The organism is Streptomyces sp. NPDC016562 (assembly GCF_043076955.1).
In the GTDB taxonomy this organism is placed as follows: Bacteria; Actinomycetota; Actinomycetes; order Streptomycetales; family Streptomycetaceae; genus Streptomyces.
The window spans coordinates 58,812-85,165 of sequence record NZ_JBIBRZ010000009.1 but is presented as its reverse complement, the minus strand read 5'-3'; the positions used below and the strand labels follow the sequence as shown (position 1 = coordinate 85,165).

Genomic DNA, 26,354 nt, shown 5'->3' with positions numbered 1-26,354 from the left:
TGGACGATGGACGTCGGCCTCGCCGTCCGGCGTTGACATCGTCCAAGAGGGCTACGTCGAGGGCTGCGTCGCCGTACGCGACATGCCTGTCCCCGAGCCCTACCTGACCAGCGGGCACTTCCTGTGCCCTGTTCCCGCCGACCCTCTGCGATGAGGAGTTCCGATGACATCGTCCTGGTTGCCAAACCGCGGCCGCCAAGGCGAGCGTAGAGTCAGTCTTCCAGGCGGACCGGCATCAGGATCGAGAAGGCGTCCTCGTCATCGGGCCGGCGGATCGCGATCGGGGCCGTGGGGGCCCCGAGCTCCACAAACAGCCGATCCCGGGCTCCGGCGGCCAGCGCGTGCACGAGGAACTCACGGTTGACCGCGACGCGGTTCGGGCCGTCGTCACCGTCCGCGCAGAGCCTCACCACGCCGCCGTCCTCCACCCTCAGCACACTGAGGTCCGGTGCTCCGGCCTCGCCGGCACGGACAGGACCGCTCTCCAGGGCCTTGCGGAAGGCCGCCACCTCGACAAGGGCGCGGCGTCCGCCGGCCGCGGGCAGGAGACGACGGTAGTCGGGGAAGCCGTGCTCAAGGCACTGACCGGCCGCCTGCCTGTCCCCGGCCTCCAGGGTCACGCGGCCACCGTCGACACACAGCCCCACCGGTCCCTCGCCCTGAGACAGCGCCCGCATCGCGTCGACGAGTGGGGCAGGCACGATGACCTGGATTCGGCTCCCGTCGTGTCCGGCGACGCCGGCTCGCGCGACAGCCATGCGGTACCGGTCGGTGGCCACGACAAAGAGATTCTCCCCCTCGATGTCGAACAAGACCCCGCCCAGCACGGGCAGTTCGGGGTCGGTGCTCGCCGCGAAACGGACCGCGTCCAGCGCGGCCGCGAGCTCGGGCGCGGCGACGGACAGCCGCACGGTGGCGCTGCGGAGCGAAGTCATGACGTTCTCCCTGTGATCGAGTAGTGCTCGGAGCGCGGAGAACTCGCTGCGGGCATCGGACAGCCCTTGTCCGAGGCGGCGCAGGTGTGCCGTGAGCAGCTTGCGGACCAGGCCGGTGTCCGCGCCGGACCAGCTGGCCAGCACCAGCCGGATGTCCGCCAGCGGCATCCCGGCCCGGCGCAGGCGAGCCAGCACCCGGGCCTCTTCGAGCTGCTCGGGTTCGTACCAGCGGTATCCGCTCACCGGATCCACCCACGCCGGGACCAGCACCCCGGCACGGTCGTAGAACCGCAGGGCACTCACGCCCAGGCCACTGTCGCGGGCCATCTCACCGATACTGCGCATGTCGTTCTCCACACCCGGCACTCTGGGCCCTGCACAAGGTCGAGGGTCAATCCGCTCCGGAGCGCAGTCTCGCAGTGCTGGGCCCGGCCGTTGCTCCCTAGCCGTAGCCACCCTGCTGGCGCCCTGCGCCCGGCCTACGGCCGGCCACCTGGGCCGTGCAAACTCCGCCCGCGGTGGCGAGGCCGCCCCTTGGGGCACACGCCCGACCAGGGACACGGCACCGGCACGCTTCACCCCAGCGCCGGCTCTAAGGCCTGCCCGTACGGATCACGAAACGGGGCTGCGGCGAGCGCGGAGCCAGCGGACACCCTTCACGGTGACGGCGGCGGCCATGAGCGTGAAACCGACGGCAGCGACCCAGAACCAGTATTCGGCCACCGTGAGACTCAGCAGCAAACCGCCCATGAGTAGCAGGCTCCCGACGGTCTCCAGGAGTTCCAGAGATGCCCTCGACCGCAGCGCGAGGTCGGGTCCGCGCAGCCGGCGGACGACGGGCACGAGGCCAAGGGCTTGCAGGGCGGCCAGACCGACAGCGATCCAGATGTACCAGGCGGGTATGTCCACGACGCGCACTGTACGCCCGGCCACGATCAAGATCCCAATGGAGGATGCTGGCCACCCGCACTACCCGGCGGGGTGCTGTGCCGCACACCGGTAAGGGCCCGCTGCCAGGGTGGTACGTCACCGCACAAGCTGTAGGAGAAACGCGGGCTCGCAATGAGACCGCACTGACCCCGACATAACCCATGCAGACACGTACCAGCACCCGGCCGGGCGTGGGCGCGCGGCGGAGCCTGCGAGTGGCCAGCCCGCACGAGCCGCTGACAGACCGGGCGGCCCGGGAGGCCTGCGGGCGGTCTGCGCCGTCCCGCCGTCTTCGCCGCTCTGTCGCCGCGCTCATCGCCAGCACCAGGGCCACCGCCTGGTGACCGGCCCGCGCAGCGTCTCTGGGCTGCCTCAGGGATCCCTCGGTTCCACTCCACCCGTGCTCTCGACCGGCAGGGTGGACCCCGCATGGAGCCGCTGCGCCTGGACAAACGCGCTGCCCGTCGACGCGACCGTCCCCGCTACCGGTGACCGGGGCTATTCGAAGGTGCGGGATGGCCGGCTTCCTCAGCCTGCGCGAGCTGCTCGTATGTACGAGTTGGGGGGCGAACGTAGGCCGGTTCCGGTCAGTTGGCCTCCCCCAGGTAGCCAAGGGCTTGGCGGAAGTCATCGAGGGCGGGCCTGAACTCGCGGGCGGCGGTGTGGAAGGTCGATCGGTCGATCAGGACCCTGGCCAGTGTTCGAGTTCCGTCTACCGGGTCGTGCTGAGACAGCCGACGGGCCAGGCTCACACCGTCGTCGAACAAGGAGCGCACTCGCTCCGCGAACAGATGGGTGCGGTGCTCCCAGTAGACGGCGGAGCGGACGGTGAGGACCCGATGCAGCCGGACCAGTTCGGCCAGGTACTGGTCCGGATCCTCGGTGGCTCGCGCAGCCAGGTTGTCCACCTCGTCACGGAGGACATGACGGCTGTCGAAGTAGCGCCGCTTGGCATCGGGCGACCACTGCATGGGGGTCGCCCCCGAAGGCGGCCGCGGTATACCGCGCTCGGGCCGATCGGTTTCGGCGTTGGAGAAGGTCAGCAGCACCGCCCAGAACGACGTCTGGTAGCCGCTCCAGGACTGCCGCTCACCGGTATCGGCCAGCTCCGTCAGCAAAGCGAGCGCCTCTTGCCGTACGAGGGCGGCCTGCTCCTGACGGCCGTAGGTGTCGAGCATGTGCGCGTACCCGATGAGTGAGTAGAGGTGGCAGGCCATCGAGCCGTGATCGTTCACGGCTTCGGCCGCTTCCATGCTGACGAGTGTCTCGAACGCGGCGAGTGCTTCGCCGGACCGGCCGGCGTCATGGAGAGCGGCGATCCACTCCAGGAGCGACCACGCGAGACTCCCGCTGGCGGGCCCATGGGGCAGGATCGCTGCGACCAACTCGGTCAGGGCATCGGCGGCCTCGGCATACCGGCCTTCCTCGGAGAGGCCGGCGGCCCACTTGCTCAGTCCGGCCACGGGTGCTCCGGACAGTTCGGCCTGTGCGCGGCCAATGGCGAGCATCTCGGCGCGCATGGCGAGTCCTTCGGCGCGTCGGCCCACGGCGTACAGCTCTCTCTGGCACTGGTCGAGGGCCTCGTACAGAACATCCGCGCGGGCAGTTTCGCCCGTATCCATGGACCGTGCCGCGGCCACCGCTTCCTGGCACAGCGCGAGACTGTCCGGGTGGGGCCTGCCGCGGCTGGTGTCGTAACTCAGACGCTGCAGCGCCCTGGCCAGGAGTGGCAGGTAGGAGGCGGGGCTGACCTGGACGAGAATCCGGTAGGCGTCTACTTCCTCGCGCGCAGTGCGGCGTCCCGAGGCGAGCAGGACATTCCGCGCCCGCATGATGTCGTCCTGATCAACTTTCCCCGCGTGATTCATGACGACGATTCTGGGTCCCCCGCCGAGGGCCGAACAAGGCTGGCCACCTGTGCCGTTCATCCTACGAAAACGCCCTTTGACCTGTCATGATGGATGTGACACCCCCTGCCCCAGGAGTTCCCGTCGCTCGTGGTCCTGATCGGATCCGCCGGGTCGGGGGAGTCGATCTGGTTTGAAGAGCTGGCCCGACGCCCAGGTCCGGGAACTCGACCGGTTCCGGGCCTGGTCAGCAGTGACCCCGCCTGCCAGGCGGCAACGGGCGACGCCGTCTCCGTGCTCCGGGCCGTCCTTGAGGCCCGCCTCGCCCGCCGGAAGATGACGGTCGTCGACACCCCTTCCCGGATGTGGAACTGCGGGACGGCCGTCGCGATCGGGGGCTGGATGATCGCCTCGCTCGGACTGTCCTGCCCCGGCTGCTACGACGTGATGTCGGGACCGGGCAGGCGCCTACGCGGAAGGGGCACGAACCGGGGCCCCGCAGGCGATGCAGATCGCAGATGCCTGGTGTTGCGGAACATCACCGAGGCGGTGGAGAGAACCGTCGGATCCAAGCCGTCCTCGCGAATACGGCCCGGCCGGTTTGCCACGGCACCACACACCCCCGGTTCCGCGCCCGGCTCCCGACGGCGCGGGCCTGCGCGTTTGTCTTCAACCGCCATTGCACGGCGACGGCCAGGCCCCCGCCAGTGCCGTCACCGCTGGTCGTCGTCCTCGTCCTCCAGGGCGGGGGGCGCCTGCCACGTCAGGGTCTCCAGGGGCGAGTGCAGGCGCCGGGCAGGGGGGAGGGGCGCCATCACGGCGGATGCCTCGTCGCTGAAGTAGACGACGGGCTTGCACGGGGTTCCGGCAGACGCGGGTGCTGCCGTGCGTGAAGTCTTCGTGGTGGTCATCTGCTCCCCCTGGATGGTCACGGGCCCTGCCCGTTTGAAGGCCGGCACACAGGCCGGCGGCGACAGCGTATCCAGTTTCCGAACTGCGGCCGAGGGAGATTTCCTTGGGCCGCTTCCGCAGGTCAGCCCCCCTCACCTCGGATCGGCGCTCGCCGCCCCTGGGACAGTCGCGGGTTCGGATTGCGCTGCCGCTCGCGCGGCGCTGCGGCCTCCCGCCCCAGACGTCATCGGTCGTCCGCCGCCGCGCGGGCACCGCTCGGGTGCCACCGGACCGATCGCAGCGGCCGTCGCGGCTCGTACAGCCGACCCTCCGTACCCTGGACCGGTTCGGCCGCCTTGCCGACGACGTGGGACATCTCGTCCAGGAGCAGGACGGTGGGCATCGGCGACACCAGAGCGACGTCCACGGCCGGTCCTCGCTCACGCACCGCGCGCGCCAGTTGGTGCAGCTCTTCGTGGCCGGGATGGCGGGCTCGGAGATCGTCCTCGTCCAGGAACACGGTCACGCCCCCCTCCACGGTGTCCGCGAACGGTCCGAACTGCTGCTGGGCGGCTTCCGGCCCGAGCTCGCGGCATTCGACGGTGTGCAGGGCGCGCCTCAGCATGGCCGCCACCTAGCCGGCGTCGGCGTCGGCCGGCAGCCGCGCCTTGCCGCGTGCGATGCAGCCGGTGAACAGTGCCGGGTCTGACGATTGATCGCTCATCGTGCGGTTCTCCTTCTTCCAGGGTCGGCGGGCGTCAGGACTGGTCGAGTTACATCTCGTACCAGGCGGTCAGTTGGGCGGGGTTCTGCGGGATGGCCCTGACCAGACGGAGAAGTCCCACCCGGACGGGGCGAACCTCCTGGCAGGCCAGGGCGGACAGGTCCGTGGTGCGCAGGGCTGCGAAGCCGGCGACGTGACGCTCTTCGAAGGTACGCGCGCCGGCGAGGCTGTCGGCTGCGGCGAGGTAGCGGGTGACGAACGGGTCGAGCGCCGCGCGGTGGGCAGTGAGGTGGCGGAGGTAGGCGGGGCTGTCGACCGAGGCAGTGTTCGCGGCTTCGCCGTCGTGGGGGGAGGGAACCTCGAACCAGTCACTGATGAGAGCGGTGAGGGTGGCCGGGTGGTCTCGCGGGATGTCGGCATGAGGATCGGTTCGCCAGTGGCCGTCGGCGGCCCCGTGGGTGGATGCCTCGCGGTCGTGGAGGCGGCGAGGCCGCTGGCGAGGGTGGAGAACCCCAGGACGTGATCGGCTCCGGCGAGGACGGACCGGATCGTGGGCGCGTCCGCCACCGCGGTGGGCACCACCAGGCGCTGCTTGCGGTGCTCGCGCTGGCAGGGCGGGCAGACTGCCGCCTCGTTCGCGGCGTGCTCGGCCAGCAGGACAGCCGCGCTCTGCGAGGGCGCGGCCTCACGTTCCCACTCCACCGTGTCGTCCTCGTCGGCAAGGCCGACAAGCCCGAGTCCGTCCAGGCTGACGCGGTAGACGCCGGTGGTGCTGGCGGTCAGGGCCAAGGTGCCCTCGCGGTCCGGCAGCGGCTGCGTGTGCTGCAGCGTGCCGTCGGCCTGGTTGAGGTTCCAGGCACGATGCCTGGAGGGGCGGGTTGCCGCGGCGAGCGCCCAGTCGAGCAGGTGGACGAGTTCTTCCTGGCCGACGGTGACCAGGTCGGTGCGCGAGGCGTCTGTCGACTGGCTGGAGAAGTGCTCGCCGAGGCGCTGGAGAGCTTCCTCGGGGAGGTCGATGGCGGTTTCGGCGCCGGGCGGGAGGCAGGGGTCGGTGCCGTGGACGGTGCCTTCGGGGTACGTGCGGCAGCTGCCTGCCCAGCCGCCGGCCGCGTACACGCTGGCGTGGGCGGGATCGGCGAGGACGTGGGTGGCGACGTTGAGAGCGTGCTCGGCGGCCTGGACAAGGTCGGGCGCGGTGCTCAGTCCGACGAGGTGGCACAGGGCGCGCGCGGCGCGGTGGCCGGTGGAGCGGGAGGGGGTGTGGGCGGGTTCGATCTCGGCGAGGAGGTCGAGCACGGCAGCGCGCGGGTCTGCCGGGCCCGGCGCGGGGAGCGGGCCGACGGGCCACAGGGCCAGGGGCAGGGGCAGGGACCGGGAGGTCCACAGCGGCAGGACGGTGGGGGTGGCCTCGCACGCCTCGATCAGGTGGAGGTCGCCGTTGGGGCGGGAAGTGAACAGGTGGACGTGGCCGCTGCTGCGGGTGAGCGGGTCGACGAGCCGGATCCGGCGCAAGGTGGCGCTGAGATGTTCGCAGACACCTGCGAGTTCGGCGTCCTGGGCGGCAGTGTGCTCCGCCACGCCGGGGAGCTGGGGGATCCAGTGCGGCATCAGGCTGCTCTGGTCGGCGGAGCGGCGTCCGCAGGCAGCACGCCAGGTCGTCTCGCCGATGTCGGCGAGGAGCATCCTCGCTCCCGGCCAGCGTCAGGACGCTCCCGTCGCGGTGGCCAGCCCAGCGCACCGCTGGTCACAGCTTCTGGTGAACTTCTGCTCGAAGGAGTGGTCCGAGCACCAGGGGTTCGGCCTGAGGGGCTGGAAGGGCAACGGCAGGTCAGTCAGGACGAACAGGCACATCCAGAAGATCTGCACCCGACTAGGTTCACGTCGAGAGCGTCAGCACTTCTCCTTCCGCGCCTGCTGGATCAGCGGCTCGGCCTCGTCCGGCGTGAAGGTGACCTGCCAGATCTCGGCCGCCCGGTGCAGGGTGTCGGCGAACTCCTGGTAGCCGTGGTCCTGTTTTGCCGCGTCGGCGGCGCGGTTGGTCGCCGTGTTCAGGTACTGCTGGGCGGTCTCGTAGTAGGGATCAGTCAGATTTGACGGCCGGGGGCGGGCGAGTTGGTCGGTCAGCTGCTGCAGGGAGGCGCAGGCGGACTTGGCAGACTCGCGCGCCGCCACCGTGGCCTTGGAGGGCGTCGAGCTGCAGGCCGCCAGGGAGAGCGTGGCTGCCAACAGCAGGGGCAGGGGCAGTGACAGGCGAAGTATCAGCTGACGTCGACTAGTCATGGGCCGATCCTAGTTAGCTGACGGCCCGACCGCCCGGAAATCCGGTGGGCCCGCAGCCACCGTCCCGCCCGGCCCACATCTGGGCCTTGTCCGCTCTGGCCTGCAACGCGGCCATCAACGACGGCACCGCTTCCGCCCACTCTCGCCTCAACGCCCGCGCACCTCGGCGGGCTCGTCACCCGCGACGGTAGAAGCCAGCCACACGATCACATACCAAAACCCCGCGAAGCACCCCAGCGAGGCACCCGCACCGAGCATGCACCCACCCCAATCGGTCCAACTTTCTCGTCGATGAACAGCGTTGGTCCAACTTCGGTGGCAATCCGTCCAACTTCGCTGTCACAGGTCACTACGGTTCCCGGCGGGCGCCCCTGGTGCTCAGGCAGTGATCGGCAAGACCAGGAGAACGGACAGGGTGCCCGCTGTGAGCGCCGCTCCGACGACGGTGAATACCAGGTAGATCGACGGATTGTCCCAGCCTCGGACCTCGAAGCGGCGGGGGTTCTTCTCGTCGTAGAGGACCGTGACGGAGTTGCCCATGCCGTAGCCGTGGAGAACGGTGCCGCGGCCGAAGCTCGAGGGGTACGTGCAGTCGCGGCCGTCCCAGGTCGTCCAGGCGACGACAGGGTGGTGGTACTTGGCTCCGTCGTCGTCTCGCCGGGTGTCGTGACGCACAACTCGGCCTACCGCAGTGATTCCGGTGCGTCGGAGCGCGCGGGCGCGGCGGAGTCCATACCCACCAGCGCAGAGGAAGCTCACGCCGATCAGCAGCGGTATGAGCGAGAAGAGCCATTCGCGTTGCATGTGGTGTCCGACGCGCAAGTGGGGACATTGGTTGCCGGGTACAGACGTGCCCTCGGCATGTCATCGACCTGGACGCTGAACATGCCGAAGGCAGCCGACTCACCCAAGCCCTCGGCGCGCGCTCAGGGTCGAGAATGGTCAGGAGCTGCCAGACCGACCGAGGAGCACCTTGTCTGACACCAGCCGCTGGCACCTGCAGGGTTCTGCTGACCATTCCTACTCCGGCGAGGAGGCTCGTCAGCTCCTTCGACACCGGTGGGACTGGGCCACGCAGGAGACGCGATTCGAGAATGAGGCGGGGCACATCCTGACTGTGGTCACCAACGGCCAGCGCGCCAGGGTCGTCTTGCTGAACGAGAACGGCGACCTCGGAGAACACCTCGTCGATCCGCGCGGCACAGGCTCTTCCGGCGGCTACCCGTTGTCCAATGGGCAGAGCGGCACCCACGCCGACCGCGAGACCGTCACCTTCGAGGCGGCCGGCCATGCCGTGGCGCACCTCATCGCTCATGGCGTTTGGCCGCCCGAGGTCACCGTCGAACGCGGCCGCCCACGGGGGCACTCTTAGATCGCTCGGCGCCGTCGCGGGACCGGGCCGCCCGTCCGTACGTACGGTGAACGCCCGGGCCGGTGCCGCTGCTGGGACCCTGCCCGGCCCCGTCCACTGGGACATGGGCTGGGTACACGGTCATGACCTGCCGTTGTCCTCCCGGAAGCGATGCTCCAGCGCATCTGCTGAAACCCTGCTCAGCGCCGGTCCGACGAGGCCTCACGCTCCGCCAGGCGGCGCCAGCGGCTCACAAGTGCTCTCTGACTGGGGCAGCCGCCCGCCAGCAGCGACCCTATGCAGCGGACCCGTCAGACCGTCCGCATAGGGTCGATGTCATGATCACGCGATTCGGCGACCCGTTCCTGTCCGAGACCGAGCGCCACACCGCCTGGGGCGTGGCCCAGCTTGAGGCCCTGGGCTCGTTCCTACCCGAAGGCCCGTGGACGGCGGACCTGCCGTCCTGCCTGTACCGCCAAGGCACCCTCGAATTGCGCGTCTCGGTGCTCGGCACCTACGACACCGAGGAGCGGTCGTGGATGTGGGGCTGGGCAAACCCCGGCCTGCAAGGCACCGAAGTAGTCGCCCTCTCGGCCGCCGTCGAGCGCTACGGACGAGCCCACGGCATAGCGGAACTCACGGCCCCGACGCTGGACCTGTCGGGCTTCCCCGACCCGCGGCGCGCCGCCGAGACCCTCGCGTTCGCCGGGATGGGCGTGGCCCAGGCCCCCGGTTACATCGGAGTCCCGGCCGGCTCCGGAACGCAGGTGTACTTCCTGCCCGACGACCCGCAGGTTCCTCAGGCACCGCTGGACCCCGTCGCGCTGCCGCGGATCCTCGTGGCTGGCGCGGGCCTCATCGGGCACTCCCCGCGGCTGGCCGTCATGGGGTTCTTCGACCACCATGGCCTCCCGGTGAGCCAGACGGGCAGAAGTCTCACGGCCGAGCTCCCCGGAGGCAGCCCGGTGAACATCCAATTCGACGCCCTCGGCCGCATCGCCGAAGTAACACTAAATAGCCTCTCCTAAGGGCTGTCCCGCAACAGACTTGGAGGGATAGGGCTGCTTGAGCTGGCCGGGCCGGTGCAGGCGGATACTGTGCAGCGGCGCATCGGAGTGGCGGTCTTGGGGGGACGAGTGGGACGCAGCAGGCTGCCTGTGGGGAACGCAGGCAATGGCGATCTCTGTCTCTTCATCGAGCCGTACGGTGAGGACTTCTACCTGAAGCCCGGGGAGGTCTTCACGGTCGCGCCTGAAGCCGAGGGGATCGACGTCTGGTTCTCGACCGTCGTCTGGGAGGGAGGCATCATGGTGTGGCCTTATGAGGACGGCGATCCGACCAAGATTGTCCTGGAGTACACGGTGACTGACGCCAACGGAACCCGGCTGGAGTGCGGTCACCAGAAGCCCCCGCAGCCTGCTGGCTCTGACGTGGCTGAGCTGGGTTGACCCTCTCGGTCACTGGGTCAGGGCAATTCTGCAGTGGGCGATGCCCAGCATGGCGTGGTGGACGCCGGCGCCTCTGAGGCGGCAGTCACGAAGGATCTTCCACGGCTTCATACGGGCGAAGACGTGCTCGACGCGCGCTCGCACCTGTCTGTGAGGCCTGTTGTGCTCTTCCTTCCAGGGCATGAGTTCGGCCTGCCCGCGCTCGCGGCGGTGAGGGATCACGAGGCCGGTCCCTGGATAGCCGCCATCAGCAATCGTGACTGCGCCACCGACGGCGGCCTTGGCTCCGGACTCCTCCCAGGCCTTGCAGTCGTTGCGGTTTCCGGGCAGCGGTCGGCCGACAACTACGACCCGGTGGGTGTCCGCGTCGATGACCACCTGGTGGTTGGTGGAGTAGCGGTAGTTCTTGGATCGCTGGGCGAGGGTGTGAACGCGCGTGGGCACGAGTGTGCCATCCACGATGAGAACAGTGCCCTTGCGGAAGCGTTGCCGCTGGATCAATGCCAGACGCGGCCCCAGGTCATCGACTACGCGGTCGACCCTGGACTTCGAAACGCCGAACAAGAGCGCGAGCTGCCGCATCGTCAGGTTGGTCCGCCAGTACGCAGTGCCAGCAGAACGCGGTCCTCGAAGCACAGCGTCCAAGGACGTCCCGGGCGCGCTACATGTGCACCCCGACGACGCAGAGCAGTGACCAACTTGCTGAACTGTCGAGGGGTGAGACCACTGAACGGACGTATCCAGGACAGCTCAGACGCAGTGATCACAACCGCCACGGGGCGATCGTCCCACCCATGAACACCGTTACGTGACAGCCCTTAGGGGTGTGGTGGTGTAGCGCGTGTGCAAGTGCGACTCATTCGCGCTCTGACCTGCGTCCTTGCTCGGACTGGCCGACGATGTCGAGGGGGAGGACCAGTTGTCCATCAAAGGGAACAAGCTCACGCAAATGTCGCTTCAGGGGTTTAGGTCGCGCGTATGCGGTAATGAGGTTGCGCGGGGTCAGGGGCAGAGCTCCGAGATCGCGTTCTCCGTGGACTGGAGCGACAGCTGGTCCACCGCGAGTTTCGCCTCCAGGGACGCCTTCATCTGCAAGAGGGCCTCGATCGCCCTCAATTCCGGGTCGGGCTGCCTTTTGAGCTCAGCGATCTGCTCGCGCAGCGTCTCGAGATTCTTTTCGTGGCGAATGATCTCCTCTCGAAGGCCCTGCGCCCCCTCCTCCAACATCTCACAGAATTTCTGACGCACGCTTCGGGTCACCATCCTGGTGCTCTCCTCTCTTATGGTTCTCGATGAACCCGGTCTGCGGTCCCGGCCGCCGCCCCGCGCGCGCACACTCGCGACCGCCGGTCCGCCGAGACACCCGGAGGAGGAAGGAACCCCTGGCCACAGCGGTCGAGGCTCATTGGGGCTCAGGAGAACTCGCGTGATGCCGCACGCTGTGTCGCCGTGTCACACGCTCAATACGAGAGGGAGGTTCGGGGCCGCATTCGCCTAGTTCTCACCCTTTTTGTCAATACCTGTCACGCCAGCGAGGGCTTGTGCGTTGGTGCTGGTCGGAGTCTGTTTTCGGGGCAGCTCTCACTGCCATGGATGTGAGAGTTCTCGGCGATTCCACGTCATGGGGTGGTAGACGTGCAGGTGGCGCACTGACACAGAACGGTGAGATCGCACCTCTCGGCCGCAGAACGGCGTTTCCAGTACGCGACGGTCAGCACGCCCAGCAGCGGCCCCCACAAGGTCAGCGGCGCGTAGCAGAAATAGAACCAGGCAGCTTCCCAGCCGCCGGCTTGGCCGGGGGAGTCGGCCGGCAGGTCGCCACCTCGGATCGTGGTCCCTCTGATCTCGGAGGCAATGATCAGAAGGGTGAACAGGAGGGTGAGGCTCGCGGCTCCGATGGTGGCCGGGAGGACTGCTGCCCTTCTCGGAACCCGGCGGCCGCGAAGGAACGGGACCCAGCGCGGGAACACCTCACCCCAGCGGGCGATCAGACCGATCGCAGCGAACGCGAAGACTTCGGACAGAACCGACAGGGAGACGACGTACGTCCGTTCGCCGAGTCCGCGACCGTCGTCGAACGCCACCGGGAGCCGCCAGATACTGGAAGGAAGGACGGCCAAGGGCACGGCGTAGGCCACGAGTCGCATCCGTCGTGACACTCCGGCAACGGGCTCGTGGGCCGCCCGCCATGCGACGCGTAATCGTCCGGGGTGGACGGTAGTGGGTTCTTTGGCGTGCAGGAACTGCTGCATTGGCGGTCCTCGGCTTGGATGAACTGCTGTTCGGCCCGTTCAGTAATGAAGATCCCAGTCACGGGGGCTCCGAGCGTCGCTCTGAGGACTGATACGGCTCCGTCTGACGGCTGACGAAGTGGTGCGACCGGCGGATGACTGCAGTGCTCGTTTGCCGCAAGACCAGTACGTTTCACCAAGAGCATCCAGATCTCGAACAAGGCTTCCTCTTGTGGCGGAATCGGAGCCCTCCAGGGCAAGCTCAGGCTGGCTGTGAGCTGGAGGCCGTCGGTCGCTTCGTCAGCTGGGCCTGCCAGGACAACAGGGGCACGGTGCGCACCAGCGGGGTGTACGACACGGTGACCCGCCAGAGCCTTTCGGTGCCGGTGCAGAGCGCTGACTGGTCGTATACCACCTGGGGGGGGGAGTCCCTGCTCGGCGACGGCTACCTGGTGCGTCAGGACCTGGCGCCCGGCCGCCTGCTGCTGCTCGACTTCCACGACGGCATCAAGACCTCCGGCGGCGAGAACACCGTGCAGGTCCGCACGCTCGCCCAGGGCGAGGAGTGGAAGTCCTTCCGCCAGCCGAACCGGTCCTGGACGCTCGACCGCACCGGCGCGAACATCGTCTGGACGGACCGGGACGGCCAGCGCATCCACGTCGCCAACAATGGCATCGTGGCCGCGCAGGCCGGTGACCGCTTCACCGCGCTCTCCTCGGCACGGCTGCTAGATACCCGGGAGGCCCTCGGCCGTTCCGGGGACCGGCCCGGTGGCGGCCGGCGGCCAGGTGTCGCTGCAGGTCGCGGGCCGGGCGGGAGTGCCGCAGTCAGGCGTGAAGGCCGTCGTGCTGAACGTGACGGTGACCGAACCGAAGTCCGACGGGCACCTGACCGCCTGGCCGTCGGCCGCCACCCGGCCGGAGTCCTCCAACCTCAACTGGACGACCGGGCGGACCGTGGCGAACCAGGTCGTGGTACCGGTGGGCGAGGACGGCAGGGTGAACCTGCGCAACGCGGGCTGGGGCACCACCCACCTGATCGCCGACGTTTTCGGTTACTACTCCCAGGACGCCGGTGGCAGCACGTACGCGGCCGCGGGCCCGTCGCGCCTGCTGGACTCGCGGTCGGCGCTGGGCCGGCCGGGCACCACCCCGGTGCCGGCCCGCGGCGAGGTGTCGCTGAAGGTCGCCGGGCGCGGTGGTGTTCCGCAGAGCGGCGTCAGGGCCGTGGTGCTGAACGTGACGGCCTTATGGGTGGCGCCATTCTTGGTCTGTCTATGTCCCCTGGGCGTTTGGAACTCTTCAGGGCAACCGCCGCTACGGCACAGACGCATGGCGAATCCGTCGATCGTCGACTGGTAGCTGGCTAGGAGGTCCACGTCCAGGGCCCTAGCCTGCCGGCATGGATCCTCGTGGGCCCTTCCACCCGGGTGATGGCCGCCAGCGTTATGCGGGCCCTGCCGTCGTTGTCATGCCTGACGGTCGCGAAGTCGCGGTCACTGCGTCCCTCGTTCTGCGCTACGACCCGCGCCGGAGCGATGACCGGGAGTCAGACCGGGACAGCACCTGGGCCGGCAGCATCACACTGACAGATCCGGGAAGCCGTGTTGACCTCTTTGACGCGGAGCCGGGAGTGCTCCGCCTGCCCGATGGGCGTGAGAGCGAGTTCATGGCGACAAGCGGCCACACCGAAGTCGGCGTTGCAGGGCTTGGTCCAGCGCCCTTCGCCGCCCAGTGAAATCTGTTCCCCACAAAACCATCGCCGCAGCACCGGACCCGGGCCGCAAGAGGCCCAGGCTTCGGTCACGACTCCCGGAAGCGGTCAGGAGCTGCCCACGGCGGACTGGGGACCCGTCACCGGTCATGCCCAGTCCACGCCCAGCTGCGCGAGGGCGGTGAGTTGGTCGGCGGTGAGCTTCCGTCAGCCTGCGTACGTCGGCCCACGCCGCGACCGGCCAGTTCGTCTGCACGTATGAAAGCGGCGGCAAGACCGTCGACGGAAGCCTCAAGGACCCGGAGGCCCAGGTGTGCTACAACGTGCCCACGGACCCCGAGGCTTCGGACGGGCACTCGCCGCGCAACCGGACCAGCTCCATCGCGACGGTGTTCACCGACCCTGATTGCGACGGCGAGTCCTTCGCCCTGAAGGCGCACGGCGGCAAGGGCGGCGAGGCTGAAGTTCCGTTCCATCATCTTCAACTCGTAGGTGCGGCCCGCTCGGGCAAGTGCCGGGAGCCGCCCCTGTTCCTCGTGCCGCGAGGAACAGGGGCGGCTGCGGGTCCCGTAGGGGAGCGGGGGAGGGCGCGGTCGAGTATCGGCCCCGGCGCCGTTGAGCCTGCGGATCTGGCGGCAGGTCGTGTCAGTGCCGGGGGTCGGTGTGCTCGTCGCCGGTGATCTGCTTGGAGAAGTTGCTTAGGTCGCTGTTGAGCATGGCGCCGAGCACGTTGGCGTTGTTCGCCGCGCTGGCGTTGTTGCCGAGGCCGCCGAGGATCGAGGCGTGTGCGGGAGCGGCCGCCAGCAGGGGCAGGCCGGCGGCGAGCACGGCCGCCGCGAGGAGGGTCCTGTTCGTCTTCACGCGATGACCAACGCGGTGTGCGGGCGCAGGATACGCACCCCTGGCGGCGCCGCTGCCCCGTCGGCCGTTCCCGGGAGCCGCCGCCCGCCGGTTGGCGACGGACCGCATGGGCCCGTTCCGCCCACGGCCCGAGCAGCGGCAGTCCGCCCGGCGCCCGGGTGGCTACTGCATGCTGGTCACGAGGTAGGTGCCGGTCCAGCCCTGGCCCGCGCTGGTGGTCCGAGCATGGGAGAGGCTCGCGGACTTGGCGGTGGTGATCGCGACGCTTTCGAGGTAGCCGTGCAGCCCGGCCTTCGCGGTCACCGACCAGATCCCGCCGTCGGCACTCAGCGACACACGGGCCTCGCTCAGCTGGTTCCGCATGGCGCCGTCGTCCTCACGGAACCACAGCAGCACGACGTCGGCGATCTCGTCGGTCTCATCGTCCACGAGCACCGTCGCGATGCTCTTGCGGAGGTCGTCGTCGGCATCCTCGCCCCAGCCCAAGATCCTGGACGGCCTGACCGGCCGTGAAGCCCAGCTTCGTAGCCAGAACGTCCGGCGAGCTGCCGGGCCGCATGACCGGCCAGGCTCGGCGGGCTGTGTCCGCCCCGCCCGGCGCCCCAGTCCCGATGCAAGGCATCGGCGTGCGCCGCGGCGACTTCCGCCACCGAGAGCTCACGGTCCAGTACCCGTTGAATCGTGGCCAGGTCCATGCCCAACTCGCGCAGTGTGCACAGGAGCTTCAGACGAAGCATGGCGTCGAGGTCGTAGAGCCGATAACGGCGGGGCTACGAGTGGTCGGCACTACCACCCCCGAATCGGAGTAGAACCGGATGGTCCTCACAGACAAGCCGGTCCGCCGGGAAAGCTCCCCGATCGAGTAGGGGGTCGTAACGTCCATGTCCCCCACTTTGCTGTCTCCAGTCGCTGGAGACTCAACGCTATTGCTCAGCAGGGGCCCCGACCCCGACGTCCACCGAGTCGCTGAGGCATGCATCGCGGGCCCTCCGCTGACCTCCACAATGAAATGGGCACGCCTTGCACGTGGTGGGCGGGCGATGGCAGCGACATGCGATACCACTCGCCGGCGGCTTACGGCTACGAGCCCTTTGACTCAATCGTCTAGTGCTGCACCGCACAAGTCCGGCGATGGCTGTCGGGTGGTGAGGTGTTCGTTGATGGCGTGGATGTCGAGGGGGTCATGCGGGGTGCGGGGTGCGGGGTGCCCCACGGTTGCCAGAACGATGAGTGACGCGGGGTTGCCGAGGCCGGAGTGATCCTGGTTTGTGTATCAGCAGGGTCGTTGCCCACATGACCCAGCCGCCCGCCGGCCTCACTGCTGACCCGGCGGCCCGGCCGGTGGAGGGTCAGTGACCGGCGCCAGCCTTGACCGCTTTGGTGGCGAAGTAGCCGGAGAGCCAGTCGGCGGTGGCCTCCGAGTGGTGCGGTGCCTCGGCGAAGCCGGTGATTGCGAAGCCCGCCGCGATCTGCCCGCCGAGCTGCTCGGTGAGCGTGTGGCTGTACTCCACCGGCGCGTCGAGGCCCCACAGCCGTTCCCGTTCGGCGGGCTCCAGGTGGGTGAGGTCGCTGTAGGGCAGGCGGTGGCGCACCACCAGCTCGCCGCGCGCCTCCATGGACTCGGCGTCGAAGAGGTAGACGTCCGGGTTGAGGAAGCCGGACAGCAGCGTCCCGCCGGGGCGCAGCACGCGATGGCACTCGCGCCAGACCGGCGCCAGCTCCGGGATGAACAGGTTGGAGACCGGGTGGACGACAAGGTCGAACGAGGCGTCCGGGAACGGGCTCAGGTCCCGTGCGTCGCCGAGCACGGTGCGTAGGTCGAGCCCCTCCCGCGCCGCGACCATCTCGTCCTGCGCCAGCTGGCGGGGCGAGTTGTCGAAGACGGTCACCCGCGCGCCCGCCGCGGCCAGCACCGGACCTTGCTGCCCGCCGCCGGAGGCGAGGCAGAGCACGTCGCGACCGGCGATCTCCGGCGGGAACCAGGTCGGGTCGACCGGCTCGTATCCGATCAGGACGATGGACCACTGGCCGGCCCGCGCGTTCGCGATCACCTCGGGACCGACCGGGCGTGACCACTCGTTACCCTCCTCCACCTCGCGGTCCCAGGCGAGGCGGTTGTGCGCGACGGGGTCGACGGGAGTCTGGCTCATACGCCGTACCCTAGTTGCCTGTCGCCGGCGGTGGTAGCGACTGTATCCAGCCGGGCCTTCCGCTCGTCGCGGTGACCGGGTTCGCTGTCGCGTAGCCCGTAGTCGCCAGCCGGGGTGGTGAAGAAGGTGCATGTGGTAGTTCTCCCAGCCCATCGCGGGCTGGATCGCCAGGTGCAGACGGGCGAGTTTGAGGTCGGCCGGGACCTGCAGCTGTCGCCAGATCGGCAGGTGGATTGGCTTCCCCCGGGACAAGTCCCTCCGGACCTTCGACTTTGAGGCGAACCCCGACATCGACGCGGCCGCCATCCAAACCCTCGCCAGCTGTGGGCGTGGCCCCCCGTCGTAACCACCTCCAGATGGCTGCCGGATGTAGCGAGCTTGGCCTCGTTCCACCGAGGCCGCCTTCAGGGAGCTCCGCCCCACCGCGAATCCTCGGCGGGAGCCTCCAAGGGGCTGAGGCGGTCGGCTCCCGCGGCATGGACAGCCACGCCCGCATCATGGGGAAAAGCAGGAGGCAGAGAAGGGGTAACAGTTCAGGGGAAGGACGGGGGTACAAGCATGCCGTGGACGGCATGCATCTCGGCCCGACACACGACCCTGCTGACACTCACCCTTCTGCAACAACCCTTAGTCGACCTCGACGTCGACCTCGACCTCGACGTCGTCGAAGAGTACGAGGACCGCTCCCAGGACGCGCAGGCAGGCGTCGACGTCCGCCTCGGTCAGCGCCGGGTCGATACGCCGCAGCAGCTCGTGCTCTCGGGCCCGTACCGCGTCGATGGTCGACCGGCCCGCCTCCGTCGGCCGGATGAGGGGGGAGCGCCGGTGCGCCGGGTTGGGAACGGCCTGCACCAGCCCGCGTCTGGCCCCCTCGTTCACCATGCGCTGCACGAACTGCCGGCTGAGCGCTTGGGCCCGCCCCATGGCCGGGACCGTCATCGGCCCCCGGGTGCGGAGCAGGTCGAGCACAGCACGCACCCCGACCGGCACGCCCTCGATGGGGACCGCCTCCTCCACTTTGCGGTGGACCCGGCGGTAGAGGGGGCCGACGAGGTCGAAGACCTCGGTGAGGCGCTCGGCGAGCGCGTCCTGGGGGGACGGTGCGGGACGCGGCGTCGGATTGTCTGTCATCCATCAAGGATGACACCTAGGTTGTCATTCTGGGGGAGTGGATGGCATCTTGGCCTTCATGAATGACGCAGCCGCATTACTCCGAACGTGGCAGAGCACCGACGGCGCCCTCGCCTACCGGGAGGAGGGCGCGGGCCCGGCCCTGGTCCTCCTGCACGGAGGGTTCCTCGACCACCGGATGTGGGAGGAACAGATCAACGCCTTCAGCCCGCACTACCGGGTGATCGCCCCTGATGCCCGAGGACACGGAGCCTCCGCGAACGCGACCCGCCCATTCCGCCCCGCCGACGACCTCGCCGGTCTCCTCCGGGCGATCGAGGCCGGACCGGCGGTCCTGGTGGGCGTCTCCATGGGCGGTGCCACCGCGGTCGACACCGTGCTGGAACACCCGCGACTGGTCCGCGCGCTCGTCGTGAGCGGCGCAGGCACGAGCGAGCCGGTCTTCCAGAGCCCCTGGATGCTGGACGCGTCGGCCGCCCAGCAGGACGCCCTGGCCGCCGGGGACCTGCCCGGCTGGGTGGATGCCTTCATGCGCCTGACCTCCGGCCCGTACCGCACGCTCGACGAGGTCGACCCCGAGGTGGTCCGCCGCCTGCGGGAGATGATCTTCGGCACGCTCGCCAAGCACACCGGTGACGAGCCCGACCTCCGGGTCCCCGTCGTGGACACCTGGCGGCGCGCCGCCGACATCGCGGTCCCGGCGCTGGCCGTCAACGGCGCCCTGGACGCCGCCGATCACCTCGACATGGCCGCCCGCCTGATGCGGCCCCTGCCGGGCGGCCGGACCGTCTCGGTCCCCGGCGCGGCGCACTACCCGAACATGGAGGACCCGGCCCGCTTCAACGCCGAACTGGGCGTTTTCCTGAACGGACTCGGGCTGCCGGGGCCGCGGGCCGCGTAGGCCGTCGCGGTCAGAAGATCCTGCGCTCCGTCCAGAACGGGCCGAGGTCCTCGGCCGTGGCCCGACGCGCGCCGGTCGCGTCGGCGAAAAAGCTCGCGACGGACAGGACCCACTGGGGGGACCACGAGGGTGCCCGTGCAGGCGCGCTCGGCGTTGCCGATGGTAAAGCCAGCCGGCCCGGCCAACCGGGGAACCGAAGGCGACCGCGCGCTCTACCCGAGTGCGAGGCGTCCGCGGAAATGCCCCGCTCTCGCCTCACGGCACCCGCGCCCCTGCGGCGGCCGATCGCAGGCCCCCAGCCGGCCCCCTGCCCGCCCGGCCCGTGCCGGGGGCTGTCGAGGGTGACGCATCCAGAGGTCGCGAGGAGCAGAGGGAGGGACCAGCGGCGCATGCCGCCACCGTGCCGCACACCGGCCACCCGACGCCCTGAACGGCCCCGCCGTACCCCTCGGACGGATGACACCCCGGGCACTGCCGGGCCGGGCCTGCCGGGCGGGAGTCGTCCAGCGCGGTGGACCCAGGAGGGGAGGGCCGAGGAGGGAAGCCAGGTGATGCTGCACCCGCCGGTTGAGCCGATGTTGGGGCAGGCCGCCGAGGTGATGCCGCCGGTGCGTCCGCTCGGTTCGGGGGTGGCGTATGAGCAGAAGTTCGACGGGTGCCGGCGCTGGTGTTCACCCCGGCCGGGTGGGCGGGTGCTGCTCCAGACCCGCCGCGGCGCTCTGGTCCAGGGCGTGCCCCCCGATCTCGTCGCGGCTTCGGGGGCGCAGTTGCCGCACGGCCTGGTCCTGGATGGCGAACTGCTCGTGTGGGACAGGGAGGCCGGCGCCCTGTCGTTCGAGGGGTTGCAGCGCCGCGCGGCCGCTCGCGCCCGCAGCGCTCCCGCGCCGCGCGGCCGCTCGCGCCCGCAGCGCTCCCGCGCCGGCCGTGAAGCAGCCGGCCCTTTTCGTGGCGGTCGACGTCTTGCCGACCGACAGCGCTCAGAACCCGTCGCCCCATCCGAAAGTGACGTTGTACGCGCGCTGGAGCGCGTGTCGTCCGTGGTCCCCGTCGGCGTAAGCCCATGCGAGGGCTGTGGAGAACCAGAGCAGAAAGACTCCGCCGACGATGCCTAGGGCGACCAGCTTCCCGTTCCAGCTGAGGAGGACCAGGGCGATGGTCACGATTGCCGCGCCGAGGTGGGCTCCCCGCGAGTCGAGCGACGCAGCCTTGCGTGCCTCTCTGCGTTCGGCCCGTTCTGCGGCGAAGCGTTCCTCTCGAACAGACTGCGGTTCGTTCTCGTCGGAGTTCAACTCATCCCCCTGGCCCTGACGCTACATGGCCCCGGACCGCGTCGGCGGAGGAGCACCGATAGGGATACGAATCAGGTACTGACGGCTGGGTCGGCACCATCGATGTACTGGCAGCGAGGACTGGCCATGGCGCGGAAACCCCACGGGGCAGTCGTGACGGTTGCCGGGGAGGTCAGTCCCAGCGCGCGGTTGTCCTTGCCGTCCCGCATGTGGTTGAGCCACCGTTCGTACCACCTGAGGAAGTCCTGTGCGGAGGAGACGTTCGGGGGCCAGAAGCCGTCCGCGTTGCCCGTGACCACACGGCCGGTGAGGGGGCCAGTCACTGCGATCAGGCACAGATCGCTGCAGCCCATCTCGATGATGTGGAGAAACAGGTCACCCTGCAGCGCGTCCGGGCGGTCGACATGAGTAAATCCCCGCGGGCTGCCGTCCGCCGGTTTCCGGCTCATCGTGAACAGCCTGCATTCCTCCAGCGGAAGGAGACCGTAGAAAGGGCCGGCACCGCTGCCCCCGAGTCCGATGAGAAACGCTCGGTAGGCCACAGGCAGGACGATGCGGTGCTCCGCCTCGAAGGCGTCGGCTTCCGAAGTGCTGATGCGCGGGCCGAGGCGGAACTGGTGGCGCTCCGCACCAACCGAGTGGCTTCGTTGCGCCTGGTAGGGGATTTTCGCCAGCTTGGAGCGTATGCGGGTGATGCGGGAGTCCATCGGAGGATCTCTTCTCTCGTCTCCGAGACTCTACCGATCGGTCTGGCAGAGACACATCCAAGCATCTGGAGAGCTCGTGCATACGGGTACGGGCGCAGCCGCCGACCTGGTCGCGGCTGGCGGCTCTGGTTGCACGGTGCGCAGAGCGTGACGCCCGGGGGTTCGGAGTACATGTCCCCACCAGGTCAGCGGCACGCCTCCCGCACTCGTGAACATCGACTTGCCCGCCTTCGGGGTGCCTCCCGCGCTCATCGGCAAACGACTCGCGTTCTCTTGGAAGTACTCACTGACCTGAACACCGAATCAGTCCGAACCGAGCCGTACACAGCCGAGGATCCCGGACGGCAGGGCCAAGTTCGTGGTGCCGGCACCTCAGAAATCTCGAACTCGGGCGCTTTCGTCGGCGGCTACATCGGCGACTCCACCCGCGCCGAGATCACGTAATCCCACCTGCTCGGCCGACTCGTCCGCTACACCGAGCCTGTCGGCCACGCCGTCATCCTCGACCGGCCCGGCCCGGCCTGGGTGCGGATCGGCCCTACGAACACGAGAGCGTCGCCGAGGAGATCGCCGCCGGCCTGCGCAGGCAGCTGCCCTCCACCGCGCACGTGGAGGGCACGGTCATCACCACCGGCGACTTCCGCCCCGACCTCGACCACCTCGAACCGCAGATCCCGAAAAACCCGGACGCGCTGGCCGAGGCCATGGACAACGACCCCGGAGGCGACGGCACCGGGCGCCACTTCCCCGACCTCTACGCCCGCCTGTCCGCCCAGGAGCCGCCCGAATATGCGAGCAACCTGTGGGGGAGGGCCTGCTCCGCATACGACTACCTGCACGCCGACCCCGCTGACGAGTAGTCGACGGTTCTCCCAGATGGCAATAATGAGTTGGCCAAGTCTGTATTGACATGCCAACTCAGACTTGAGGCGGTGGCCGACCACCTCGACTTCAGCCGCGAGCACGTTCGCAACCAGGTCAACCGCTACACCGCCGACCAGTAGGCCGGCGCAGCAGATCCCAGGGGCGGCCGCAGCATCGGCCAAGAGGTACGGCCGCCCCCAGGGCTCCCCGTCCAGAGCAGAACCGAGGAGAACACTCATCATGAACCACCGCGCCGCCACCTTCGCCGCCTACGCTTCACGGCGCGCAGCGGCCGATCATGCGGCCACTGGGGCCAATCCGACTTCGACTCCCAGGCCAAGAAGGCCACCGACGCCGCCCGGGTGAGGTACGAGCACGAGGACGGCACGGTCACCACCGTCGGCACCGACGGCGGCCGCCGCGCCTGCCTCCACCACTGCCTTTCTGTCTGGTTGGTTGCGGGTCGAGATATTGGTCGGCCGGTGTTGTCCTTGATCCGAAGCGCTGCGGCCAGACGGGTCGCTGCGTGACAGCTGTCGTAGACGGTGCTGGACGACGACGTAGAGTGGCCCGAGGCGCGACTATTGGGGTCTCCAAGGAGACGGGGGCTCTCGATGGGCATGAACAAGGCGGCTAGGACCGACTGGTGGGAGAGTCTGCCTGCCGGGATCCGCGACGAGATCGACGGATACATCCTTCAGGACTCCCTTCTCGGGGCAGTGCGTGTCATCGTCGCCATCGGCCTCGTTCCCCATGGCATCGGTGTTGGAACCGCTCAACTGATCGCCAATGACCGCTATCTCCACTACGGGAACCGGATTGCACGCGATCCGGAGAGCCCCCTCGATCTGGCGTCGCTGGCCAATCGGGCGGCCGGGTGCGAGGGCCGCATCGTGGCGATCGAGGCCATCTGGGATGGTGACACCGTTCACGACTGGTTCGTACGGCTGCTAGCCATCACCGCCGATCCCGCGGTAGAGGCCCACATGGCCACCGTCTACTGGTCAACGGCCAAGCGCTACCTCGCCGAGAACGCGGATGGCGACCCGCGCCACCTTGTAGCGGTAGCTGCCGAGCGGGCGGGGCGTGCTCTTGCTGAGTACCTCTCTGTACCGTTCCACTTCGCCAGCCCGGACACACCCGATGATGAGGCCCCGCGCTGGCAGCCCTGAGCGGCGATCGGCTCGGGCGGTCCTGGCTGCTCAGGTAATCGCCCCGCGGGTGAACGCGTGAGGTGTGCCGTTCAGCGAAGGGGATCGGCTCCGTCACACCGTCTCGGTACTGATGACGATGTCAACAGCACGAGCCCATCCCTGCGTGTGGTTGACAGACACTCGGACTCGCCGCCGGCCCGGCATGCCGACCCAGCATCCCTTCCCGCCTCAGCAGAACTCGTGGACCACCTGGATCTCGCCGACGATGTGGGCGTTGAAGTCGTCCAGCTCTGCGGCCGGAACCCAGAGCTCAAGGATCGTCTGCCCGCCGGCCTGCTGGACGGGATACCGGCTCAAGAACTCCGACTCGACCTCAAAACGAGTGACGAAGCCTGCGCCGTCGTGCTTCACGTTCCAGTCCCGGGCGATCCTGATCGCATAGTCCTCGTTCAGGACCGGGTAGAAAATCGGCTGCTCAGGCAGCCGGGGCGGCCACGTACGGTAGTTCAGCTCCCGAACCAGATCCAGCTCCTTGGGGCCGGTGGGGCGCCACAGGGTCGTCGTTGCTTGCTGGCTGGTCATGTGCATCGCTCTCTGAACATAGGCCGCTGGTATGGCGGGTCGAGAGACCGGAGGATACCGGCACCGCGAACTCAGTAGCTACGCAGTTTCCGCAGCGTGGGCAGCTCCGTGACCAGCAGATACGGGACAGCCCTTAGTCGTGCGGGTAATCGCACTGGGGGTTCTGGGTGGCCGTACCGGCTGGGGTGGATCTTGCAGGTCTGTACGTCGAGTTGTCGTACGCCACCGTCGGCCTGCTGGTCAGATGTCTGCACGGGTGGGTATAGCGTCCGCACGTCCGTAGTCGAGCACCTGGGCAAGGACAGCGCGGAATAGGACGATGTCTTCGGCTGGCGCTTCGATGACGGCCTCGATCTCGCTGTCGGTCAGCCGCAGGTCTTCCAGCGCTTCGGGGTCGAGTGAGACGCGGAGGACGTTGCCCGTCAGAACAGCTTCGCGCACACAGCCATACGCGGTGCCTTGCCCGGCTGTGACCAGGCAGTGCGTGTCCATCCCCAAGGCGACCTCCTGATCATCAGGCACCTCCTCTCCCGCCAAGAACATCAAAATGAAGCCGCTGCCGTCCTCACCCTCCGCAAGCGCGGCTTCGGTGAAGTAGCCGTCAGGGTCGATCTCGGTTCGAGCGGTGCGGGCGATGAATCGGTACGTCATGACGGGGTTCTATCAGTGCGTCCAGCTGAGCAATGAGGCAGGGGCAGACCCGAGCCTGACCGTCACGCTGAAGCAGAGACCGCGATGCTCCCGGTCCGGCTCGGCTCGCGTACGGGGAGCCCCTTGCCCTGGGCGGCGGTGCCCGCAGGCAGAGGCGGCCACGCGGTGGTATAGCGTCCGCACGGCAACACGCACCGCGCGCACGCACCCATGTCAGGAGACCACTTCATGACTCAGCCGCCGCCGTCCATCCCGCCGGCCCAGCCGTCCCGTAGTCGGAAGGCGGGCATCGCGAAGGTCGTCGTGATCGCCGCTGTCGTGGTCGCCCTCGGCGCCGGCGCGGTGTACTGGTTCGTCAGCCGCGACGACATCGACCGGGCCGAGGTCGGCGACTGCCTCACGAACCACGGGAACATGATCTTTCCGGACCTGCGGGTAGTCGGATGCGACGGCGAGGACGCGGCGTTCAAGGTGGTCCAGGTGCTGCCCGACACCATGGACACCTCCCGGTGCCAGGGTCTGACGGACATCGGCTTCAACGAGGAACTCGACAGGAACCGGCACCGCTCCGGCAAGCAGTACGTGCTCTGCCTCGACGGGATCAAGAGGTAGGCGGCCGCATGCGGAAGTCCTAGGGGGTGTCCGCAATATCAGTTGGGGAGCCATAGCCGTAGGCAGGCGAGGGTGACGAGGGCTTTGTAGTGGCGGGCGCGTTTGTCGTAGCGGGTGGCGAGCGCTTTGTTCTGCTTGAGTCGGTTGAAGCAGCGTTCGACGACGTTGCGCCGCCGGTAGACCTCACGGTCGAGTCGGCACAGACTCTCGCCGCGTCGCAGGCGTCCGCTGATCTGGTCGACACGTTCTGGAATCGTGCTGGCGATGCCGCGTTTGCGCAGGTAGTTGCGGATTTTTCGGGATGAGTAGCCCTTGTCGCCGACCACCCGCGCGGGTCGGGTCCGGGGCAGGCCGGGCCCGCACCGTTTGATGCGGATGCGGGCCATGACCGGCTCGAACTCCGTGCAGTCGTTCACGTTGCCGCCGGTGAGCGTGAACGCGAGGGGCCGTCCCCGGCCGTCGCAGGCGAGGTGGATTATGGTGCTCAGTCCGCCGCGGGAGCGTCCGAGTGCCTCGCCGGGCCAAGGCCCCCTTTTCGAGCCCCGCGCCGCATGCTGGTGGGCTCGCACGATCGTCGAGTCGACGCACACGATCGACCAGTCGACCTCGCCGAGCGCGTCCGAGTGCTGCTGGACGTGGGCCAGGAGCCGGTCCCAGGTTCCGTCCGCTGACCAGCGACGGAACCGTTCATAGACGGTCTTCCATGGCCCGTACCGCTCGGGCAGGTCCCGCCAGGCGGCCCCGGTGGACAGCTTCCACAGGATCCCGTTGAGTACTTGCCGCCGGTCCCGGACGGGACGGCCCATCCGGGGCGGGGCCACCAACGGTCCGATGACTTCCCAGGCCTGATCAGTCAGTTCATGACGTCGCACCACGAACGGGCTAACGACGAAACGACATTGCGGACACGCTCTAGGGCCTGTCCGGGCTGCGCCCGCGCTCGGCTGGCTCGTGGCGCCCAACGGGTCGACGGGGTCAATGGATCCGGCCTGCGGTCAGCGTTGCTGGATCCACCAGATGGCCGATCCCATGAGGAACGCTCCGAGGGTGGTCGCTGCTCCCCGGACGATGCCGTGTCCGGCTGCCCGGGTCAGGGAGCGC

28 protein-coding genes and 4 pseudogenes are annotated in these 26,354 nt (G+C 68.8%); 9 read left to right on the top strand and 23 right to left on the bottom strand.

Annotation, left to right across the window (positions count from 1 at the left end):
• Positions 1-212 precede the first annotated feature (212 nt).
• The 8 genes from ACF059_RS29230 to ACF059_RS29195 form a co-directional block, all read right to left on the bottom strand.
• Entirely contained in the window at positions 213-1,280 is a 1,068-nt protein-coding gene (locus ACF059_RS29230; RefSeq protein WP_392062793.1) for a MerR family transcriptional regulator, read from the bottom strand.
• Between the two features lie 267 nt (positions 1,281-1,547).
• Entirely contained in the window at positions 1,548-1,844 is a 297-nt protein-coding gene (locus ACF059_RS29225) for a hypothetical protein (protein WP_392062791.1), read from the bottom strand.
• Positions 1,845-2,452: 608 nt separating this feature from the next.
• On the bottom strand, positions 2,453-3,733 hold the full coding sequence (locus tag ACF059_RS29220; RefSeq protein WP_392062788.1) for a hypothetical protein: 1,281 nt from the start codon (positions 3,731-3,733) through the stop codon (positions 2,453-2,455).
• Positions 3,734-4,425: 692 nt separating this feature from the next.
• Positions 4,426-4,623: a hypothetical protein gene (locus ACF059_RS29215; RefSeq protein WP_392062785.1), complete on the bottom strand. Its 198-nt coding sequence runs from the start codon at positions 4,621-4,623 to the stop codon at positions 4,426-4,428.
• A 224-nt stretch (positions 4,624-4,847) separates the two neighbouring features.
• Positions 4,848-5,228: a hypothetical protein gene (locus ACF059_RS29210; RefSeq protein WP_392062782.1), complete on the bottom strand. Its 381-nt coding sequence runs from the start codon at positions 5,226-5,228 to the stop codon at positions 4,848-4,850.
• A 168-nt stretch (positions 5,229-5,396) separates the two neighbouring features.
• On the bottom strand, positions 5,397-7,010 hold the full coding sequence (locus ACF059_RS29205; protein WP_392062779.1) for a hypothetical protein: 1,614 nt from the start codon (positions 7,008-7,010) through the stop codon (positions 5,397-5,399).
• Positions 7,011-7,217: 207 nt separating this feature from the next.
• A complete protein-coding gene (locus ACF059_RS29200; RefSeq protein ID WP_392062776.1) occupies positions 7,218-7,607 on the bottom strand; it encodes a hypothetical protein in 390 nt (129 codons plus the stop codon).
• 378 nt (positions 7,608-7,985) lie between these two features.
• A complete protein-coding gene (locus ACF059_RS29195; RefSeq protein WP_392062773.1) occupies positions 7,986-8,411 on the bottom strand; it encodes a DUF3592 domain-containing protein in 426 nt (141 codons plus the stop codon).
• 169 nt (positions 8,412-8,580) lie between these two features.
• On the opposite strand from ACF059_RS29195, the gene ACF059_RS29190 reads away from it, so the two are divergent.
• The 3 genes from ACF059_RS29190 (at position 8,581) to ACF059_RS29180 (ending at position 10,406) form a co-directional block, all read left to right on the top strand.
• The gene (locus ACF059_RS29190) at positions 8,581-8,979 is read left to right on the top strand and encodes a hypothetical protein (RefSeq protein ID WP_392062769.1); all 399 of its coding nucleotides are present in this window, start codon (positions 8,581-8,583) and stop codon (positions 8,977-8,979) included.
• 317 nt (positions 8,980-9,296) lie between these two features.
• A complete protein-coding gene (locus tag ACF059_RS29185; RefSeq protein WP_392062766.1) occupies positions 9,297-9,986 on the top strand; it encodes a DUF6882 domain-containing protein in 690 nt (229 codons plus the stop codon).
• 129 nt (positions 9,987-10,115) lie between these two features.
• Positions 10,116-10,406 carry a hypothetical protein gene (locus tag ACF059_RS29180; RefSeq protein WP_392062763.1) on the top strand — a complete coding sequence of 97 codons (291 nt, stop codon included), beginning with the start codon at positions 10,116-10,118 and terminating at the stop codon, positions 10,404-10,406.
• A gap of 9 nt (positions 10,407-10,415) precedes the next feature.
• On the opposite strand, the pseudogene ACF059_RS29175 reads toward ACF059_RS29180, so the two are convergent.
• The 4 genes and pseudogenes from ACF059_RS29175 to ACF059_RS29160 form a co-directional block, all read right to left on the bottom strand.
• Positions 10,416-11,182: pseudogene (locus ACF059_RS29175) on the bottom strand (transposase).
• Positions 11,183-11,408: 226 nt separating this feature from the next.
• On the bottom strand, positions 11,409-11,669 hold the full coding sequence (locus ACF059_RS29170; RefSeq protein WP_392062760.1) for a hypothetical protein: 261 nt from the start codon (positions 11,667-11,669) through the stop codon (positions 11,409-11,411).
• 356 nt (positions 11,670-12,025) lie between these two features.
• Positions 12,026-12,658 carry a hypothetical protein gene (locus ACF059_RS29165; protein ID WP_392062758.1) on the bottom strand — a complete coding sequence of 211 codons (633 nt, stop codon included), beginning with the start codon at positions 12,656-12,658 and terminating at the stop codon, positions 12,026-12,028.
• Between the two features lie 436 nt (positions 12,659-13,094).
• Positions 13,095-13,304 (bottom strand): hypothetical protein, encoded by a 210-nt coding sequence (locus tag ACF059_RS29160; protein ID WP_392062754.1) that lies wholly within the window; start codon positions 13,302-13,304, stop codon positions 13,095-13,097.
• 104 nt (positions 13,305-13,408) lie between these two features.
• Here ACF059_RS29160 and ACF059_RS29155 point away from each other — a divergent pair, with 104 nt between their 5' ends.
• The gene (locus tag ACF059_RS29155) at positions 13,409-13,999 is read left to right on the top strand and encodes a hypothetical protein (protein ID WP_392062751.1); all 591 of its coding nucleotides are present in this window, start codon (positions 13,409-13,411) and stop codon (positions 13,997-13,999) included.
• Between the two features lie 997 nt (positions 14,000-14,996).
• On the opposite strand, the gene ACF059_RS29150 is transcribed toward ACF059_RS29155, so the two are convergent.
• The 6 genes and pseudogenes from ACF059_RS29150 to ACF059_RS29125 all read right to left on the bottom strand — a co-directional run bounded on the left by ACF059_RS29150 (position 14,997) and on the right by ACF059_RS29125 (position 18,493).
• A complete protein-coding gene (locus tag ACF059_RS29150; protein WP_392062748.1) occupies positions 14,997-15,212 on the bottom strand; it encodes a hypothetical protein in 216 nt (71 codons plus the stop codon).
• Positions 15,213-15,374: 162 nt separating this feature from the next.
• Positions 15,375-15,698, bottom strand: coding sequence for a DUF3052 family protein (locus ACF059_RS29145; protein ID WP_392062746.1), 324 nt, complete (start codon positions 15,696-15,698; stop codon positions 15,375-15,377).
• A 128-nt stretch (positions 15,699-15,826) separates the two neighbouring features.
• Positions 15,827-16,095: pseudogene (locus tag ACF059_RS29140) on the bottom strand (MerR family transcriptional regulator); the annotation flags it as partial.
• 466 nt (positions 16,096-16,561) lie between these two features.
• Entirely contained in the window at positions 16,562-17,362 is an 801-nt protein-coding gene (locus ACF059_RS29135) for a class I SAM-dependent methyltransferase (RefSeq protein WP_392063342.1), read from the bottom strand.
• Between the two features lie 126 nt (positions 17,363-17,488).
• A pseudogene (locus ACF059_RS29130) lies at positions 17,489-17,653 on the bottom strand (hypothetical protein); the annotation flags it as partial.
• 336 nt (positions 17,654-17,989) lie between these two features.
• On the bottom strand, positions 17,990-18,493 hold the full coding sequence (locus tag ACF059_RS29125) for a MarR family winged helix-turn-helix transcriptional regulator (protein ID WP_392062743.1): 504 nt from the start codon (positions 18,491-18,493) through the stop codon (positions 17,990-17,992).
• Positions 18,494-18,551: 58 nt separating this feature from the next.
• On the opposite strand from ACF059_RS29125, the gene ACF059_RS29120 reads away from it, so the two are divergent.
• Together ACF059_RS29120 and ACF059_RS29115 are read left to right on the top strand one after the other, a co-directional pair.
• A complete protein-coding gene (locus tag ACF059_RS29120; RefSeq protein WP_392062740.1) occupies positions 18,552-19,394 on the top strand; it encodes an alpha/beta fold hydrolase in 843 nt (280 codons plus the stop codon).
• A gap of 239 nt (positions 19,395-19,633) precedes the next feature.
• Positions 19,634-20,197 (top strand): annotated as a pseudogene (locus ACF059_RS29115) (hypothetical protein); the annotation flags it as partial.
• A gap of 174 nt (positions 20,198-20,371) precedes the next feature.
• Here ACF059_RS29115 and ACF059_RS29110 read toward each other — a convergent pair.
• Complete coding sequence (locus ACF059_RS29110; RefSeq protein WP_392063387.1) at positions 20,372-20,683, bottom strand: hypothetical protein; 312 nt, start codon at positions 20,681-20,683, stop codon at positions 20,372-20,374.
• A 71-nt stretch (positions 20,684-20,754) separates the two neighbouring features.
• Positions 20,755-21,390 (bottom strand): SMI1/KNR4 family protein, encoded by a 636-nt coding sequence (locus tag ACF059_RS29105; RefSeq protein ID WP_392062737.1) that lies wholly within the window; start codon positions 21,388-21,390, stop codon positions 20,755-20,757.
• Positions 21,391-21,998: 608 nt separating this feature from the next.
• On the opposite strand from ACF059_RS29105, the gene ACF059_RS29100 reads away from it, so the two are divergent.
• Both ACF059_RS29100 and ACF059_RS29095 read left to right on the top strand, forming a co-directional pair.
• A complete protein-coding gene (locus ACF059_RS29100; protein ID WP_392062734.1) occupies positions 21,999-22,250 on the top strand; it encodes a hypothetical protein in 252 nt (83 codons plus the stop codon).
• Between the two features lie 618 nt (positions 22,251-22,868).
• Entirely contained in the window at positions 22,869-23,426 is a 558-nt protein-coding gene (locus tag ACF059_RS29095; RefSeq protein WP_392062731.1) for a hypothetical protein, read from the top strand.
• A gap of 210 nt (positions 23,427-23,636) precedes the next feature.
• Here ACF059_RS29095 and ACF059_RS29090 read toward each other — a convergent pair whose 3' ends face one another.
• A complete protein-coding gene (locus ACF059_RS29090; protein WP_392062728.1) occupies positions 23,637-23,996 on the bottom strand; it encodes a hypothetical protein in 360 nt (119 codons plus the stop codon).
• A 234-nt stretch (positions 23,997-24,230) separates the two neighbouring features.
• Positions 24,231-24,641, bottom strand: coding sequence for a hypothetical protein (locus ACF059_RS29085; RefSeq protein ID WP_392062726.1), 411 nt, complete (start codon positions 24,639-24,641; stop codon positions 24,231-24,233).
• Between the two features lie 228 nt (positions 24,642-24,869).
• Here ACF059_RS29085 and ACF059_RS29080 point away from each other — a divergent pair, with 228 nt between their 5' ends.
• Positions 24,870-25,253: a hypothetical protein gene (locus ACF059_RS29080; protein WP_392062723.1), complete on the top strand. Its 384-nt coding sequence runs from the start codon at positions 24,870-24,872 to the stop codon at positions 25,251-25,253.
• 38 nt (positions 25,254-25,291) lie between these two features.
• On the opposite strand, the gene ACF059_RS29075 is transcribed toward ACF059_RS29080, so the two are convergent.
• Positions 25,292-26,125: an IS5 family transposase gene (locus ACF059_RS29075; protein WP_392063339.1), complete on the bottom strand. Its 834-nt coding sequence runs from the start codon at positions 26,123-26,125 to the stop codon at positions 25,292-25,294.
• Positions 26,126-26,354: the final 229 nt, after the last annotated feature.